Source organism: Moorena sp. SIO3A2, from assembly GCF_010672265.1.
Taxonomy (GTDB): domain Bacteria; phylum Cyanobacteriota; class Cyanobacteriia; order Cyanobacteriales; family Coleofasciculaceae; genus Moorena; species Moorena producens.
The window spans coordinates 329,797-347,519 of record NZ_JAAHHC010000007.1 but is presented as its reverse complement, the minus strand read 5'-3'; the positions used below and the strand labels follow the sequence as shown (position 1 = coordinate 347,519).

The 17,723-nt window shown below is 43.5% G+C and carries 12 protein-coding genes; 5 read left to right on the top strand and 7 right to left on the bottom strand.

Annotation, left to right across the window (positions count from 1 at the left end):
• Window positions 1–232: 232 nt before the first annotated feature.
• The 5 genes from F6K64_RS11090 to F6K64_RS11070 all read right to left on the bottom strand — a co-directional run bounded on the left by F6K64_RS11090 (window position 233) and on the right by F6K64_RS11070 (window position 5,065).
• Window positions 233–868: a GTP-binding protein gene (locus tag F6K64_RS11090; protein ID WP_009149018.1), complete on the bottom strand. Its 636-nt coding sequence runs from the start codon at window positions 866–868 to the stop codon at window positions 233–235.
• 392 nt (window positions 869–1,260) lie between these two features.
• Window positions 1,261–1,632, bottom strand: coding sequence for a roadblock/LC7 domain-containing protein (locus F6K64_RS11085; RefSeq protein ID WP_009149020.1), 372 nt, complete (start codon window positions 1,630–1,632; stop codon window positions 1,261–1,263).
• Window positions 1,633–1,893: 261 nt separating this feature from the next.
• Complete coding sequence (locus tag F6K64_RS11080; protein WP_009149022.1) at window positions 1,894–2,448, bottom strand: protoglobin domain-containing protein; 555 nt, start codon at window positions 2,446–2,448, stop codon at window positions 1,894–1,896.
• A gap of 648 nt (window positions 2,449–3,096) precedes the next feature.
• Window positions 3,097–3,648, bottom strand: a complete 552-nt coding sequence (locus F6K64_RS11075; RefSeq protein WP_267872075.1) for a GTP-binding protein — start codon at window positions 3,646–3,648, stop codon at window positions 3,097–3,099.
• 313 nt (window positions 3,649–3,961) lie between these two features.
• Window positions 3,962–5,065 carry a saccharopine dehydrogenase family protein gene (locus F6K64_RS11070; RefSeq protein WP_009149024.1) on the bottom strand — a complete coding sequence of 368 codons (1,104 nt, stop codon included), beginning with the start codon at window positions 5,063–5,065 and terminating at the stop codon, window positions 3,962–3,964.
• A gap of 615 nt (window positions 5,066–5,680) precedes the next feature.
• On the opposite strand from F6K64_RS11070, the gene F6K64_RS11065 reads away from it, so the two are divergent.
• The 5 genes from F6K64_RS11065 to F6K64_RS11045 all read left to right on the top strand — a co-directional run bounded on the left by F6K64_RS11065 (window position 5,681) and on the right by F6K64_RS11045 (window position 15,499).
• Window positions 5,681–6,277, top strand: coding sequence for a helix-turn-helix transcriptional regulator (locus F6K64_RS11065; RefSeq protein ID WP_009149026.1), 597 nt, complete (start codon window positions 5,681–5,683; stop codon window positions 6,275–6,277).
• A 740-nt stretch (window positions 6,278–7,017) separates the two neighbouring features.
• A complete protein-coding gene (locus F6K64_RS11060) occupies window positions 7,018–8,376 on the top strand; it encodes a chloride channel protein (protein WP_009149027.1) in 1,359 nt (452 codons plus the stop codon).
• 157 nt (window positions 8,377–8,533) lie between these two features.
• Entirely contained in the window at window positions 8,534–8,803 is a 270-nt protein-coding gene (gene nrtS, locus F6K64_RS11055) for a nitrate/nitrite transporter NrtS (protein WP_009149028.1), read from the top strand.
• 157 nt (window positions 8,804–8,960) lie between these two features.
• On the top strand, window positions 8,961–9,782 hold the full coding sequence (locus F6K64_RS11050; RefSeq protein ID WP_009149041.1) for an aminotransferase class IV: 822 nt from the start codon (window positions 8,961–8,963) through the stop codon (window positions 9,780–9,782).
• Between the two features lie 488 nt (window positions 9,783–10,270).
• Window positions 10,271–15,499 (top strand): PAS domain S-box protein, encoded by a 5,229-nt coding sequence (locus tag F6K64_RS11045; protein ID WP_131827111.1) that lies wholly within the window; start codon window positions 10,271–10,273, stop codon window positions 15,497–15,499.
• Window positions 15,500–15,673: 174 nt separating this feature from the next.
• Here F6K64_RS11045 and ftsE read toward each other — a convergent pair whose 3' ends face one another.
• Together ftsE and F6K64_RS11035 are read right to left on the bottom strand one after the other, a co-directional pair.
• A complete protein-coding gene (gene ftsE / locus F6K64_RS11040; protein ID WP_009149044.1) occupies window positions 15,674–16,345 on the bottom strand; it encodes a cell division ATP-binding protein FtsE in 672 nt (223 codons plus the stop codon).
• A 242-nt stretch (window positions 16,346–16,587) separates the two neighbouring features.
• Window positions 16,588–17,367 (bottom strand): WecB/TagA/CpsF family glycosyltransferase, encoded by a 780-nt coding sequence (locus tag F6K64_RS11035; RefSeq protein WP_044494355.1) that lies wholly within the window; start codon window positions 17,365–17,367, stop codon window positions 16,588–16,590.
• Window positions 17,368–17,723: the final 356 nt, after the last annotated feature.

Genomic DNA, 17,723 nt, shown 5'->3' with positions numbered 1-17,723 from the left:
TACTCAGTAGTCAGCCGTCAGCACTCAGTAGTCAGCCGTCAGCACTCAGTAGTCAGCCGTCAGCCGTCAGCCGTCAGCCGTCAGCCATTCCCGTAGCGTGCGCGTAGCGAATTAGCTGTTCGCGTAGCGTGGCCAAAGGCCTTTAGCACCTCAAGTAGCACCATCTGTAGCGCATTAGCTGATAGCTGATAGCTGATAGCTGATAGCTGATAGCTGAATGCTTACTCGCTAACTAACCCCCTGATAAAAACTGGGGCTTCGGCCAATGATATTGGTTCTTAACAGGTAGCGGAGCTGCCTGACTTACCTTTTCTTTCCTAGCACTTTCAATAACACTCCCTTGGCAAAGCATCTGAGCCATCAAAATCATTACAGTTTCAAATACTGAGGTCTTATTATTGGGATTAACAGCCACAATTGGGGGTTGATTAGGATCGCCGATGTATGCCATGCGCATCATAATTTCCTCTGGAGTCCATGCCCCTGAAACATCAGTATGAGTCAGACCAATAATCATTGGAATAGTGACCCGCTCCTGCATAAACGATAAAATCTGACGAGCACTAGCAAAATCACTGCTTCGATTAGCTGCCATTAATAAAATATAGGCGTGAGCTCGGCGAATCAAAATATCCCACATAAAATCAAAGCGAGCTTGACCAGGAGTTCCATACAGGTGCAAATCCAAGTTTCGATTTAAGGGACGCAAACCAAAGTCTAAGGCAACGGTCGTTTTTTTCTTAAACAATGATGTGGCATCCGTAGCCGTTCGTTCTGTTTCAATAACCGCACCTTCGCTGAATGTTCTGACAAAAGTAGATTTGCCAGCCCCTATTGTTCCCGTTACTACAATCCGTATACTGTCCATTGGATTATGCTTCCCTAGCAAATACTACAGGTTATCAACTGTGCCAGTAGGTTGGGGTGAATCAAGGTAATTTGTTGACGATTGATGGTTGATGGTTGACGGTTGATGGTTGACTGTTAGTGGTCAACCTTGAACAAAAAATACCTTACATTGAATTTCACACACCCACTGACGTTATACCAATAATCCAGAATGCCTTGGCCGTAGGCCACGCTACGCGAACAACAATTTTTAAAAAAATTTACCATTTAATAATGGGTAATGGGTAATTAATCCTAGTCTTTAAATTAGCCATTACCCATTATCTATCACCCATTACCAATGACTATCAATTACTATAGTTTATCCCTTTTATCAACTATACTATTAGTATAGTAATACCCAGAAAATTACTATAGCAACATTGGTTTTAATTCAGCAAGAGTTCGTTTAATTTCTAACATCAATACTCCCTGCTTAGCTGCTTTACTAGCTAGAACCAGAAATACCGCTTCTTCACCACAACTGGTCAAAACGCTAAATCCCTCTTTCCCCTCAACATAGATCCGGTCAATGTCACCTCTAGCCAGTTCTGAGCCAATTCGCTCACCCAAGGAAAGCATAGCTGCAGACATGGCTGAAACCCGTTCTTCATCCATTTCTCCAGGCAGACTAGATGCTAACGGTAAACCATCGGTCGTGACTACAGCTGCTCCCTGAATATCAGCAGTGGATGTAACAAAATTATGGAGGATATACCCCAATTTTTGAGAATTAATCGCCATTGTTCCCTTACTCCAATTGCAGAATGTGTAATTCGGTTAGTTTGTGTTCCTCGAAACTGATAGCTGATATTTAAGTAGGAGTAGTGCCAATTTTCCAGAACTTATAGACTATTGATTTAGTTTCCAACAAAAACGACACGTAATCTAGCAATCCTATCGGAAACGTGAACAGTTACAGGTCTTACTCAGGACTCATAACTCTCCGAGTCAGAACTATTTTCTTGAGATTTATTGTTCACAAATGATTTAGGATTGCTATAGTTACATAGAGCTAGCGCCAGTACTAATCAGACGTCTAAATAGACCCTCTGTCCAGCCAGTTTCTTTGAGAACCGCTGCCGAACTCACTTCTACATAGGCTTGCTCAATGAAGGCTAAATCAATCATGCAGATCCGACTGAGGGCATCCCGCAAGGCTTCATCTTTACTATCAGTTTTTATCCGGTTAGTAAATGCCTGCACTACAATTGCCATGGCTGGGACGACATGTTGAGGAGCGATACCAATTTTCACATGTACCAAACCTATACGCCAACGACGTTCAGCATAGGCTTTTCCCCAGTCATCCATACCAGTGAACATTTCGTAAAACCATTGCACAAAGGTTACCCGTAGGCGCTCCATACGACCTTCCTTCTCTTTCATAATGGCATCCATTTCTTCATCATTACCTAAGTAAGTATAGAAATGATCTGCCATTTCAGAAGCAATTTCTTTTCCCCAATCTGCGTGTGATTTCAGAAGCGCTTTGTCTTCACTGGTCAAATTGACACGCTTTTCCATCTTGGTCATAAATTCCTGGGGATCTAAGCTCATAATTACTCCGATACAGGTTAAGCTAACTCTAATTGATTACTTGAATGTTTAGCAAAGCACCCCGATTTAATTTTAGATTATTCCAACACTATAGCAACCTTTGTTTTTAAATATTATTATCTGAATAGATAATTTTGGACTAAAATATAATCCAGTATTTTAGTTGCATTTTAGCTTTTTAAATTTATAAAATAAAAGATTTACCAGTTTTTTTTGTATAGTTTTAGTGAAGTTTATAGTTTGGGTTTACCAGAATTTTAAACTATTCACTTCATCTATCGTTGAATGTACCTATAACCTAAACTCTTGGATGTTTAGTAGTTGATACTACATTTATAGGTAAACTCTATAACGTTTACTTACTAACCTTTTCAGAAAGTGATCCGTTCAATCCGGATCACTTTTTTTAGTGACGCTAATTAATGATTTATGTAGTTTTATAAACATAAATTACAGAACATGGCAATTCTTAGAAACGATAATCCTTGGGGCGAAGTATTCGGCTAGCAAATTTGGGAGCAAACCAAGAATTTATGTGCGAATGCTTAGCCCTGACAAACGTCCTTTCTTTTATGGGTTTCGACCTGACAGGGGTTGGTCACTTATTTGACAGTTATTTGAGCTGAACTGTACTAGCTACTGGCTGGTCTAGGAATCTAGGAGATCCATCAAAAGCACCAAAGCCTCAAGCACTGAGGTTCGCTGATTGGGATTAAGTATTACAGTTGGGGGTTGATTGTGAGGGTTGCTATAACCGAGAGTTCTGATAATTTCCTCTGAAGCCATTGCCCCTGGACAATCCATATGGGTTAAACCAATAATCATCGGAACATTTACTCGCTCCTTCATAAACAGGAGAAGCTCACGAGAGTGGTTCAAACTGCTGGGTCGATGAACCGGGACCAGTACAATGTAGGCGTGAGCTTCACGAATCAAAATATCCCACATGAAGTCAAAGCGAGATTGACCAGGAGTACCGTAGATATGAACATTTAGATTGTTACCAAAGGTAAGGCTACCAAAGTCAAAGGCAACGGTAGTTTTTTTCTTTAGCAGAAGTATTTCGTCGGTGGCTTTACCTTCTATTTCCACAGCTTCAAAATTACTTGCTGTCCTCACAAAAGTAGATTTGCCAGCTCCTACAGTTCCGGTTACTACCACACGGATACTTTTCATGGGATTTACTCCACCAAGGCTAATTAATACTGAGTAGATTTCTGTCTTAGCAAATTAGAAAGGGAAATTTGGCGGCGTAAGTCCTGTAATTTGAGTTATAGCAGTCGCCAGGGCAGTTAGGACATCGACATTAGTCTCACACCCTTTGTAAGCGATGCAGAGGTGCGACCCGTGGCGAATTTAATTCGCCAACGGAAAAAGCACCATTACGGTCTTGGGGGTTTCCCCCATGAGCGACTGCATCAAGAAGCGCAAGAGTTTGACTTCTGACAAATGACTTCTGACAAATGACTTCTGCTATAAAGGAGGGTTATCAAAGCGAATTTGGTATCAACACTTAACCTTCAACAGTATTAATCTCAAGTCCTCGACTTTGTATAGTTTGCTCAAATAATGGCGTAGACAGGGCTTGTTCCACCGGCCAAACTCCCGGTTTATTGAGTTGACCAGTAAGCATCAGTTCAGCAATACTACCAGTACCGACCCCAGCAGCGACAGCAGTATTCTGATGGACTAAGGTTGAGCCAGCACGGGCTGATTTACCATCTTTGTAACCAGTAACCTCTGAGCGAATGGCAACACCAACGCCACTAATGCGATCGCTTACATCGGTCATGATGTGGCTGACATGGGACAAAAACTCGATTCCAGCGGGATTTTTCAGCCAAGATGAGGGGAAGATATGGGCGGCTATCCAGGTCAGATGATTATAAAAATCGGGAACTGAGCCAAATTTAGTGATGACGGTGTTAACAGGGAATGAGTCCACTAAGGTCAAGGCTTCTGGCATATCAAACCAGTAGACACCAGCTTTACCATAGGGAGCAGGGAATTGGATGGTTTCCCTTACGCTATAAGGTTTCACGGTTTGCCACTGATTATCAATCCAAGCTTCAAACGGTTCTTGCAATCCTAGGAAAGTAGTACGCATCACCGTCACTCCAGCACCACCAGAACCGGCAACTACATAGCTGAGGTGAATCCGTTCTGCAACATCTAACTGTTCTACATCGTGACGCACCATGCTATTGGAGATACCAGGAAAAATGCCAGAATTGACAATAGCGGTGACACCAGCAGCAGTAGCTTGTTCACGGAAGGCTAAGGCTTTACGGGTAAAAGCACGGTTGTCACTGACATCGAGATAGTTAACTCCTTGTTCGATGCAAGTGTTTAGGACAGTAGCGTCTCGGTAGAGAAACGGACCAGCACAATGGATGACTAGGTTGTGAGATGCGATCGCATTTCTTAACCCCTCCTGATCAGCTAAGTCTAGAGGGATAAACTGCACGGGGGGCTGTAACTGTTGTGGCAGACCTAGGTCAAGTTTACCCTGACGTCCGGTAATCGTAATTTTCGCCTGAGTATGGGCAAGTAAGTCTTGCGCTACACTGTTCCCGATGCGTCCTTTGCCTCCTAGGATTAAAACCTGGTCTGTCATTAGATTATGTCTGCTTGAATACTGATCGCAGTTCTATCTTACGGTTGCTAGTTTCACTTAATGTCATCATTGGATTCAAGTCTAATTGAATTGTGTCCATTGGGTTTTACTAAAAGTAAATTTTTGAACTCTAGGGATCCCTGTAGGAATTGTGATAATTTTTGATGCCATATTCCCTACGGTGCGCTTACAGTCGTCGAATTAAATTCGCCACGGGTCGCACCGCTCCCTACTCCCTACTCCCTACTCCCTACTCCCTTTAACACTATAGCAATTTTCAGGTATTGAAACGTAATAGAAGTCAGTCCGACTTTGGGGAGATTCTTTGCTATCTTCCCCATCTTTCCCATCTTCCCCATCGCCATCTTCATCAATTATCCCGATGTTGTGCAAACCCCTTCAGGGGATAGGCTTCACCTGCGCCATTTAGTTAAGTTTTGTTACAAAATTGCGACATCCGGCATAAACGGTAAGGCTTAATCCTGATAAGTATTAAAACCCTTAAAACTAGCAACTAACTACACTTTGCCGTAAATAACCTAGCTCCCCCAAACTGATCAGTGGGAAATCCCCTCGCCACAGACTATCCAACTTCTTTTAGAATAGGTCTACAAGATGAATACTATCACTAACTCTTTAGAAAGAGCCAATACTCAAGCACAACAGTTAGATCAGGTTTTATTACAAGGGATACTGGAAGGATTTATTGATGGCATTTTGATTCTGAGTACAAAAGGAAAGATACTTCATGCCAATGAATCGGCTCGTCTTCTGTTGGATAAACTCACACCAGACAGTAAAAAATCTAATTTGGTGCCTAAACAAATCTGGCGTGTCTGCCAAGCTTTGAAGTACAGTTTTAAGTCCTATCATTCTCAGGCAGTTATTATAGATTCTTATCTTACTACGAGTCAGTCAACTCCTGTTCGGATACGAGTTCGATGGCTCAAATTAGAGTTATCCAAAGAGCCTTTTATTTTAGTCACTCTTGAAGACCAACATCAATCCATTCAAAATCTAGTGCTTGCAGAAGTTTACCACTATGGTTTAACTCCTCGTGAAGCAGAAGTCTGGTTACTGCGTCGAGTCAATTACTCCTATAAAGACATTGCCGCTAAGCTATTCATTACCCTCAGCACAGTGAAGAAGCACATGAAAAATATTCATGCTAAACGTAAGCTGACAGCCGTCAGCTGTCAGCTGTCAGCTTAAAATAAACCTCGAACGGTCGAATTTAATTCGAGATTAATGAGAATTGAAAGGGGTGCATCTCAATGCATGCAATTAGGCAAAAATTCTAATAAAATCTCCATACTTCCCACACTCCCCGCGCCCGGGCCCCACACTTCCCGTCTTTTTTACAAATATGAGATGCACCCAATTGAAAGTCTGGGGAAAATCCCATCAGTAGAAGTAACTCACATTAAACGAATCCTTGCCTCTTTTCTTCAAAAACTGTTCGCGTAGCGCATTAGCTGAATGCTTACAGCTAAAACCTTAAGCCAGTGCTTTGCAGCTAGACCAATGATTTGAAGCGAGCAGTTGTGGACTAGCTGCTGCATCTGGCTTACCAATTAGAGGAGTTGCACTCGGAGGGTTTGTTGTAGTCTGTAGCAACACCCCCGACTCAGGCAAACTCTTGTCAGGCTTACCTCAATCAATGTTAGGTATTGAACCATCAGACTAGACGAGGGCAAAATTCCCCTAACCGATCACCCCCTATTCACCAAGGGTTTCTATTGTTAATGATAAGTCAGTTTTAAACGTTATGAAAACTACTTTATGCAAAAAACATTTTAAATTCATGCAAAATATACATTAAAGATTTTTTTATGTAAAAAGCAATTGAATTTCATGCACCCGATACATAGTAACTCTATCTATTTAAGTTATTGTTGTCCATGATGAAAAAATAACCAATTCTCGTAAAAGACAACTGGGTCATGACAACAATGACATCAGAGACGGCTCAAGTATCATCGGTAAATCAAAGGACTAATCAGACGGAAAAATCAGATAGCTACAATCAACCCGTCAAGCTAGCTTATATAAAGCTAATCCTCTGCGCTACAGGGATTGGCATTGCTGGCGGATTAGTAGCAACTAGTTACTATTTTGTCCTAGAACAGTGTTTGCATTTTGTTTGGCATTGGTTGCCCGAATTTCTAGAACCCTATTTCCCCAGTTGGATACCCTCTTGGAATTATGTGTGGATTGCCACTACCATTGGTGGGTTTTTCGTGGGCTTATCCCTGTACTTCTTGGGGTTACCCGGTGAAATGGCGTTGGTGATCGAAAAAGTTCACGATCCAGGTAGGATGGAGCCTCGTCAAACTCCTGGCATGATTGTGACCTCTCTAATTTCCATCACCGCTGGCGGGAGTGCTGGACCAGAAGCACCTTTGGTACAGATTAATGGTAGCTTAGGTAGCTGGCTAGGAGTCAAGCTTAAACTGGCAATCAGCCATATCCGGATATTGACCTTCTGCGGGATGAGTGCTGCTCTTGGTGCCTTTTTTGGTGCGCCGATCGGGGGGGCATTGTTTGCCCTAGAAATTCCCCACCGCCGGAGTCTGGAATACTATGAAGCCATCGTACCAGCCATTGTCGCGTCAATTTTTAGCTTCTCTGTTTTCCGCTTTGGTACTGGGTTAAATGTGGGAGGAATTTACCGCTTTAACCTTTTTGATACATTACCTACTCTGTCCTGGCTAAATTTAATTGAGGGTGGATTACTCGGGGTTGCTGGTGGATTAGCTGCTATCGTGTTTATCTATATCTTTCGCTTTACCAAGTCTTGGATTAAATCTATTGAACATCGCCATATTTTGCTAGCTACACTAGGCGGATTATCTATTGGGTTGATTGCTGTATTCTTTCCCCAAACCCTATTTTTTAGTGAGGAGCAAATTGAAACAGTGATTGAACAAGGTCCCACTTTGGGGGTAACCATGTTACTGGGGATTGCCTTGGCAAAAATGTTTGCGATCAGTTTTACCCTCCACGGTGGGTTTAGAGGCGGATTTATCTTTCCTCTATTTTTCATCGGTGCCAATCTGGGTTTAGCTATCTCCATCGCCTTACCCGAAATTCATCCCACCATTGCTATGCTTTGCCTGATGGCAGCGGTGAATGTGGCTGTCACCAAAACACCGGTCAGTAGCACGGTTATTCTTAGCGTTCTGTCTGATACATCGATTCTTCCAATTATTGCTATTGCTAGCTTTGCCAGTTTCTTGTTAACTACTAATATTTCTTTGCTGAAAACTCAGCGATCGCGTAGTCAGGAGGGTATACCAGTAATGGCTTAAGAAGACTTAAGTCTGAGTTAGTCAAGGATTTAGTCAGTCAACAAAATCAGTTTTTTTGTTGAGAAGTTAGCTAATTGGGTAATTAAGAGTCAACCGCCAAAAAAAACCATCAGTTAGGTAAAATTGTATCGTTAACAGCTTCCTAGATAGGTACAGGGTGAAATCTTTAAAAGAGTTCTGTCTAAGTGTTGTTGATCTCGAATTGATGCCAACTGCGCTGAGGGTGGCTTTGGTCGTTGGCTCAGTTCTGTTTGTGATCAATCATGGTTCTGCTCTCCTACAAGGACAGATGACTCAACAGCGATGGATTTCAGGGGGTTTAACCTATATAGTTCCCTACTTGGTCAACATTCATGGTCAGTACACCATGCGTTCTAGGCAAACCGCTCGAAGAGGAAAAGCAGATTATAATCGCAATTCTGGTTGATTACGATATAGCATTTATCAATTGGGTGAGGTACTTTCGTCTGGGGTTTTAGGGAGCAGTGAGCAGGGAGCATGGAGTAGAGGTAAGAGTATGGGGAATAGGAAACCCAGGCGCGTTGAGGGGGGGGATTTGAAAAAATTTTGTGTACCTCATAAGTATGGAAAACGCTAGAGTGATGTCAAAACCCTGCTTCTGGTACAATGGTCAGCTAATTGAGGGCAACTCCCTGAGCCTGACCATTGATGAGCCAGGATTTATCTATGGCGCTACAGTTTTTACCACCCTACGAGTTTACCATCAGTCATTAGATCACCCACTAACCCATTGGACTAATCATTGCCATCGCCTCCAATCGAGTTTACAAGCATTTGGTTGGCAACAGCCGGATTGGGAGCAATTGCGCCAAGGAGCACAATCACTGATCACCCTTTACCCAGTGCTGAGAATTACCCTATTCCCCGATGGACGAGAATTGATTATGGGTCGTCCTCTGCCAGCCAATTTAGCTCAGTGGCAAGAACAAGGCATCACTGCTTGGGTAGCTGAGTCCTCTTCGGTAAAATTTCATCGCTGCTTACCCACTCACAAGACCGGGAATTATCTATCTCCATGGCTGGCGAAGCAAATGGCGCAAAATATGGGAGCACAGGAAGCAATTCTGGTAGATAATCACGGGAATTGGCTGGAAACTAGCACAGGTAACTTATGGGGATGGAGAGATGGTCAGTGGTGGACACCACCAGTGGAAGCTGGAATTTTACCAGGTGTGATGCGATCGCATTTAATTAAGTGGCTGACTTGCCAAAATCAGAGAGTTCGTGAGGAACCTTGGTCACCCGAGTTGGTAGGACAGTTGGATGCGATCGCATACACTAACTGCGTGGTGGAGGTTGTTCCCATTCACCGGGTCATTCAAGAAAATTCTGAACGAGTTTATGACCCACTACACCCAGTTTTCCAAGACTTACGTAAGTATTAACTATTAACTTTTAATTGACGAAAAAATTCGTACTCTGTTTATTGATCAGGGGTTGCCTTACATTAGCTGATAGCTCAATGCTGTTAGCGTAGCGTGCGCCTAGCGCATTAGCTGACTGCTTACCTTTAGTCTAAGCTTCAGACGTTCAAAGTAGTTGTTTTTACGGTATACACCCAATGATTATTATCAATAATTTAATTAGGTATGGATAAATCTACTTATCCTGCTATCTGTTGACCATTTTTTTGTAGCTAAAAAAATCTCTGCAATTACAATTACCAAGTTTTAAATTTGGTGCTTTCTGATTCAACCAATAGATTAGATTCGGTAAATTTCAGGATATAGCTATAGTAAAAATCCGTATTTATACGGTAAATTAATTTATCAAAATTGTGTAAATTCAATACATCTATTCAGAATTACAAGACAATTTTCGTAATAAATATATCGAAATGGCCCCTAGAGGGTCTGGGAGATAATATCTCGGTATGCCCTACTCAATGGTTTTTGTCTGGCTAAATTTTATCATAAAAACTGTTCCAATTAGCGATACAGATAGAGCAATGAGTGGTATCTATGACCTACAGTTAGTTGTTCTATCCATTGCTATCGCCTCGATTGTGACCTATAGGGTGCTGATTTTAGCTGGACAAGTAAAAACCTCACAAAAGCCTACCCGTAAAGGTTGGCTGATTGGTGGGGCAATGATCATGGGAGTTGGGATTTGGTCAATACACTTTTTGGGAATGCTAGCATTCCGGTTTCCGATCCCCATCACTTATGATACGCCCATGGTACTGCTTTCTTACTGGGTAGCAGTGCTAATCTCTGGTGCCGTACTCTATAGTGTCAGCCCCATCACCAACCTCAGACAGTTAATGGTGGGCAGTGTGGTAATGGGATTAGCGATCGCATCCGTACCCTACCTGCTGATCGCTGCCATGGGAATACCAGGGCTCATTCACTACAACCTCCTTTTAGTTGCCCTATCCGTTGTTATAGCCAGCTTGACATCCTTTTTCATCTTGTGGCTATCTTTTGATGTGGGGGTAGGAACCGGAAAATTCCTTCATGGGTGGAAGCTTTGCTGGGCAGTGCTCCTGGGATTAGCCATTACCGCTGTAAACTATACAACCATGATGGCAGCCAAGTTCACCGTTACTCCACCATTAGACACTGGGTTTTCTCCGACATTAAATACTTCGGTAGTAACAAGCACCATAGGGATAACTAACCTAATCATCTTCAGCCTCACCTTACTTGCCTCATATTACGAGCAGAAAACGAGTAAAGCACTGCAAGCTCTTAGACAAGAAGCATTGCAAGAGAGCGAAAGGCTATTCCGGATGGTGATTCGAGAAATGCAGGTCGGGGTATTGCTATTCGAGGCAAAAACCGAATTCATGCTCTTTAATCAAGCGGCTCTCGATATATTGGGCTTCACCGAAAGTGAATTGTTGGATAAAAGTCCTTTTGGTTCGGATTGGACTATCATTCACGAAGACACCACTCCATTCCCCACCGAAAGTCGTCCCATCCAACAGGCAATTAGCACCCGTAGACTGGTAAGAAACGTGGTAATGGGTGTCCATAATCAAGCTACTGAAGATTGGGTATGGTTACTAGTGAATGCCGATCCCCAGGTGGGGGTGGATGGGTTAGTAGAGCAAGTCATTTGTACCTTTAGTGATATCACCAATCGCAAGCGAGCCGAGGAAGCGCTGCGGCAAGCTGAAGCGAATTACCGTAGCATCTTTGAGAATTCAGTAGAGGGCATCTATCAGATTACACCGGATGGACGCTTTATTAGTGCCAATCCAGCCTTAGCGCGAATTTATGGCTATTCTTCTCCAGAAGAACTAGTGGAGTCGATTACGAACGTTTCAAAGCAAATTTACGTGGACACTGAGGCTCGTAACGAGTTTACTAACTTGCTAGCGGACAATGGCGCTTTATCATCCATTGAGGCTCAGGCTTATCGCAAAGATGGTAGTGTAATCTCGATTTTGGAAAATGTGCGCCCTGTCCGAGACACTAATGGGAATTTGCTCTACTACGAAGGCTCTGTGGAAGACATTACCGAACGCAAGCGAGTTGAACTCGCCTTGCTGGAGAGAGAGGAGCAGTATCGGTCAGTGGTGGAAAATGTGCAAGAGGTTATTTTCCAAACCGATGGGGTTGGGGTATTGACCTTTCTCAATCCAACTTGGACAGAAATGACGGGCTTTTCTGTAGCAGATAGCATTGGTACTAACTTTATTGATTATCTCCATCCTGATGACCGTCAAACTAACATAGAACTGTTTCAATCTCTAATTACCCAAAAACAGGAGTATTATCAGCAGGAACTAAGGTATATTACCAAGGATGGCGGCTCGGGCTGGCTCGAAATTCATGCGCAATTAACCCTAGATCCTGACAGTAATATCACAGGTACCTCTGGTACTATCCGAGATATTACAAATCGTAAATTAACCGAGTCACATCTGAAAGAAAGTGAGAGACAACTGCGTCAAGTTATTGATTTAGTGCCTCATTTCATTTACGCCAAGAACCGAGATGGAGAGTTTCTTCTAGCCAACAAAGCAGTTGCGGAAGCTTATGGTACGACAGTAGATGATTTACTATACCATCGGGATGAAGATTTTGCTCAATCCTTCCTAAAATCCTTCGAGTTTAGAGAGGCGGATTTGCAGGTATTGGAGAGTGGAGAACCGACACACCTTCCAGAAGAGACGATCATCTATCCTGATGGAGAAAAGCTTATCATCCAAACTACCAAAATTCCCTTCTCCTTAGCAATTGCCCACATGCCAGCGGTATTAAGCGTATCGATTGATATATCTGAGCAAAAGCAAGCCGAGGAAGCATTACACCAGCAACTGACTCGTGTGATGCTACTCAAACAGGTGACCCAAGAAATCCGCCAAAGTTTAAAGACTAAACAAATTTTTCAGACCACCGCCACACAAATTGGTCAAGTGTTTCAGGTGAACCGTTGCACCATTCATACCTATGTTTCCCAACCTTATCCTCGCATTCCTACAGTTGCTGAGTATTTAGAAAAGGGTTATCTATCGATACTGGATTTAGAAATTCCGATTCTGGGGAATCCTCATTTAGAGCAGTTGTTAGTCCAAGACCGAGCCATCAGTTCCCCTAATGTTTACGAAGACCCCCTTCTGAAACCGATGATCCCAATAAGTCGGCAGATTGGAGTCAAATCCATGTTGGTAATTCGTACTTCCTATCAGGGGGAACCGAATGGTGTGATTGGAATACATCAGTGTGATGAATTTCGTCAGTGGAGTCTGGATGAAATTGAGTTACTCGAAGCCGTCGCTGACCAAGTAGGGATTGCTATTGCTCAGGCTCACCTGCTTGAGCAAGAAACCCGCCAACGAGAGCAATTGACTGAGCAAAATTTCGCCCTAGAGCAAGCTAGAAGAACTGCCGAAGCGGCCACTCAGGCAAAAAGCGAATTTCTGGCAACCATGAGCCATGAAATCCGCACTCCTATGAATGCCGTGATTGGCATGACGGGTTTGCTACTGGATACAGACCTAACCTCCCAGCAACGAGACTTTGTGGAAACTATCCGCAATAGTGGGGATAGTTTACTCACCATCATTAATGATATTCTCGATTTTTCAAAAATTGAATCTGGAAAGCTGGAGTTAGAAGAACAACCGTTTAATCTGATCACTTGCATTGAGGAATCCTTAGATTTGTTGGCGGCAAAAGCAGCTGAGAAAAAATTGGAGTTAGCCTATCTATTCCATCCCAACACTCCACCCATGATTGTGGGAGATGTGACTCGGCTGCGCCAAATTCTAGTCAATTTGTTGGGGAATGCGATTAAATTTACCCATATCGGGGAAGTGTTAGTTTCTGTAACTGCCCGAGAACTTAGCATAGGGGAATTGGTTGATGGCAAAGAAACAGAACACAGTAATACTGCTAACTACTCCTACCCGTTGGCCTCTGCTCCTGACTACGGAAAACATTACTCTTTGAGTTTCCCTACTCTAGCCAATGGAAAGGACTACACTCTACAAGGAGGATTTGACCAGACGGGCTATATCAACGGGGTCAGGGGAGCTAAAGGAACACAGAACAATACCAGAGACAACACGAGAGTATTTTCACCGCCTCACCCCCAGATTTCTTCCCGCAACCCTCACACTGCCAGATTTCGTTCCGCCTCTACTCAATCTTCGATCTACGAAATCCAATTTGTGGTCAAGGATACTGGGATTGGCATTCCTGAGGATCGGATCGACCGCCTCTTCCAGTCCTTCTCTCAGGTGGATTCCTCCACATCTCGCCAATATGGAGGCACAGGTCTTGGTTTGGCCATTTGTCAACGGCTCACCACCATGATGGGTGGGAAAATTTGGGTAGAAAGTCAAGTTGGTCAAGGCTCTAAATTTTATTTCACTGTATTGGCTAAACAGCCTGATCCGATCGAGGAACCTAAGCTGCCAGTATCTCAGCCATTGTTAGAAGGAAAGCGGCTGTTGATTGTAGATGATAGTGCGACCAACCGCACGATTATCTCCGAGCAAGCTAAGTCTTGGGGTATGCTTACCCAGACAGCAGCATCAGGTAGAGAAGCTCTCGATTGGCTCAGTCAGGGGGATAAATTTGACATTGCCATTCTGGATGGGTATATGCCTGAGATGGATGGTTTTACCCTAGCAACGAAAATCCGCCAGCAGTCTGAGGGTCAAGCCTTGCCCTTGGTAATGCTGAGCTCAATGAATCAATCAGATACAAAGCATCATCAGAGTCAGCTAGATATTGCAGCTGTCTTAAACAAGCCTATTAAGCAATCTCAGCTTCACGATGTTTTGACCCAGGTGATGAGCGGACAGCCGATCAAGATTAAGCGAACACCTGCTCAACACCTAAAACTTGACACCGAAATGGCTCAAAAGCATCCTTTGCGGATTTTGTTGGCTGAAGATAATATCGTTAACCAGCAGTTAGCCCTGCAATTGTTGAAACGGATGGGTTACCGGGCTGATGTCGCGGGGAATGGATTAGAAGTACTCCAAGCTCTTAGTCGTCAGCCCTATGACTTGGTTTTGATGGATGTCCAGATGCCGGAAATGGATGGCTTAACTGCGACGCAACGCATTTGTGAACAATGGCCAGCTCATTTACGCCCCTGGATTATTGCCATGACTGCTAATGCCATGGAAGGGGATCGAGAAATGTGCCTGAGTGCAGGAATGGATGATTACATTAGCAAGCCTATCCAGGTACCAGAGTTAGTCCGTGCCTTGAGTCAATGTCCGCACTATCGTCAACCTTCCAACCCAGTAGTAGCTGATCAAGCTGTTGACTTTTCGGTTTTGCAATCCTTGATCGACAGTATCGGAGAACGGGGGGCCGAATGCTTGCTTGGTTTGATTGAAATTTACTTAAAAGATACTCCGAGGTTAGTGCAAAACATGGCTCAAGCAATTAGTGAAGAAGAGCCAAAAGCCATGGAAATTGCGGCTCACACATTAAAGTCTAGTAGCGCTACCCTAGGGGGTATAAATCTCTCCAAACTGTGTCACGAACTGGAAAGTCTGGGCAGGTCGGAAACCATCACTGGAGCAGCGGAAATTTTTGCGCAGCTTGAGTCTGAATACCAACAACTCAGAGTAGGACTGACTAAGAGTGCTAAGAAAATTGAAGAACAATCCTTGAGTCCAGTGCTCTAATAGACCTCTTGCAAAAGTCTTTTTAGAATAGTGTTTGCGTCAATTATTGTCCACTGTTTCCTGTTACCATATCCGCTGTTACCGACAACTGCCGCGAAGTCTAATGTATAATTAAAAATTATGGGGTAAGGTTAGGGAAACCAGCAAACAAATCGTAATCGTAAACTATTGCTTCTAAAAAGGACAAGACAAACGTCCTTCTCGCAGCTGTACTACTGGCTGATTGGAGATTCTGACTAAGTTTTCATCATGAGTTGTGACAATAACTGTAGTGCCTAGGTGATTGAGTTTCCTGAGAATGTTTAATACCTGCCAAGAATTGTCGGGATCGAGGTTACCTGTTGGTTCATCAGCTAATATCAAGGGCGGTGTACTAACAATGGCACGAGCCAGGCTTACCCGTTGTTGTTCTCCTCCTGAAAGTTGCTCTGGAAAACAGTTGGCTTTGTGTTGCAAACCGACTAATTTAAGGGTTGGTGTTAGGCGTCGCTTAATTTCTTTGCGAGTGAAACTCTGTGCCCACAGAACAAAAGCGATATTCTCTGACACAGTTCGCTTGGGAATTAGTTTGTAGTCCTGAAAAACAATCCCCAGGCGACGGCGTAGGAATGACAAGCGATCGCCTCGTAATTGCCCAACATTGAATTGATCGACAAATACTTTCCCTTGGGTGGGGCGCTGTTCACCATAGAGTAACTTTAGCAATGTGGATTTACCAGCACCAGAAGGCCCTGTGATAAATAAAAAGTCTCCTGACTTGACTTCTAGATTGACGTTAAACAAACCTCGGTTGTTGGGATAGGTTGTTGTTACTCCTTGTAATTTGATTATCGCTTTCTGGGTCATTAGGGATTAGGGAAAGATAGGGAAGTGTGGGAGGTGTGGGAGGTGTGGGGAGATGGGGAGATCCGGAGATGGGGAGATCGGGAGTCAGATGAACAACTGGCCTTCCACGGGGCTAATAAGCTGCGGACGCAAGCTTGAGCACACAGCCGATCCCCATTAGCGATCGCATAAAAACAATACGAAACAATACTAATGGTGCGAACTAATCCTTTGAGGTCTATTGATCAGGGATAGGGATTAGGTTATGCCAACCTTTGACCTAAGGCTTTGAGAGCAAACTGAGGGAAAACCATTATTCTTTGAGCTAAGGCTTTGAGAGCAAACTGAGGCAGAACCATCATTCGCCGCCAACGGTGGGGTTCTTGATACAACCGATATAACCATTCAAGATTATTGTTCCGGAACCAGGCTGGCGCACGGGTTTTAGCCCCTGACCAGATATCAAAGCTACCACCAACACCAATCCAAGTGGATTGGGGACACAGGTGGCGATTCTGGGCAATCCAAAATTCTTGACGTGGTACACCTAAGCCGACTAATATGATTTTGGGCTGCTGTTGTTTTAAGGTCAGCTTTAATTCTTCCTCTGCTTCTGCACTGAGGTAGCCATGACTAATTCCTGCGATCGCTAATTTTGGAACTCTCTTCTGCCAAACCCTAGCTGTTTTTTGGACTACATCAGGGGCTGCCCCATAGAAGAACACTGGGCAAGATTCTCCGTATTGTCCAGCCTTGACCAGTAAAGACTGAGCTAGTTCAATTCCTGGACAGCGCTGCTTTTTTTTTCCGTGGAGTCGTAAGTAAAATATAATACCTGCCCCATCAGGAATCACTAGTTCTGCCTGCTTGATAACGGCAGCTAGCTCAGGGTTGCGCTCTCCCTGGATTGCCATTTCAGCATTTAGAGTTACCACATGACTACCTAGACCTTTGGTGAGACGATCATCTAAGTAATGACTATAGTTGTCTAAAAGGTGAACGGGTAACCCCAAGACAGGAAATTGTTCAGCTGTTTCAAACATTGGCTTTTGCATACCCTCACATCACCCATGTATTTTATTCTACGTAAGACCAGTTAAACCCTTCGGCTCTTCCGAACTTGTTATGGTAATTGGAATTTAACTGATGCTGAAATCATTACTGGGCATTGCTTTGAGAGTTAAAAAACTTTTGATCAAGTCAAATTTTTTTTCCCAGTCAGGGCATAACAGATTTGGGCGGTTATTTAGGATGATCTCTTATGGCAGAGCCAAAACTTCTTTAATTAACTCCTTAGGATTTCGTACTGATCAGGAAAACTTGGGAATTGGGTTGGGAATTGGGTATGTGATTGGGTCCTAATTGAGAATTGGGATTTGATGGTGCTGTTGAACTCAAT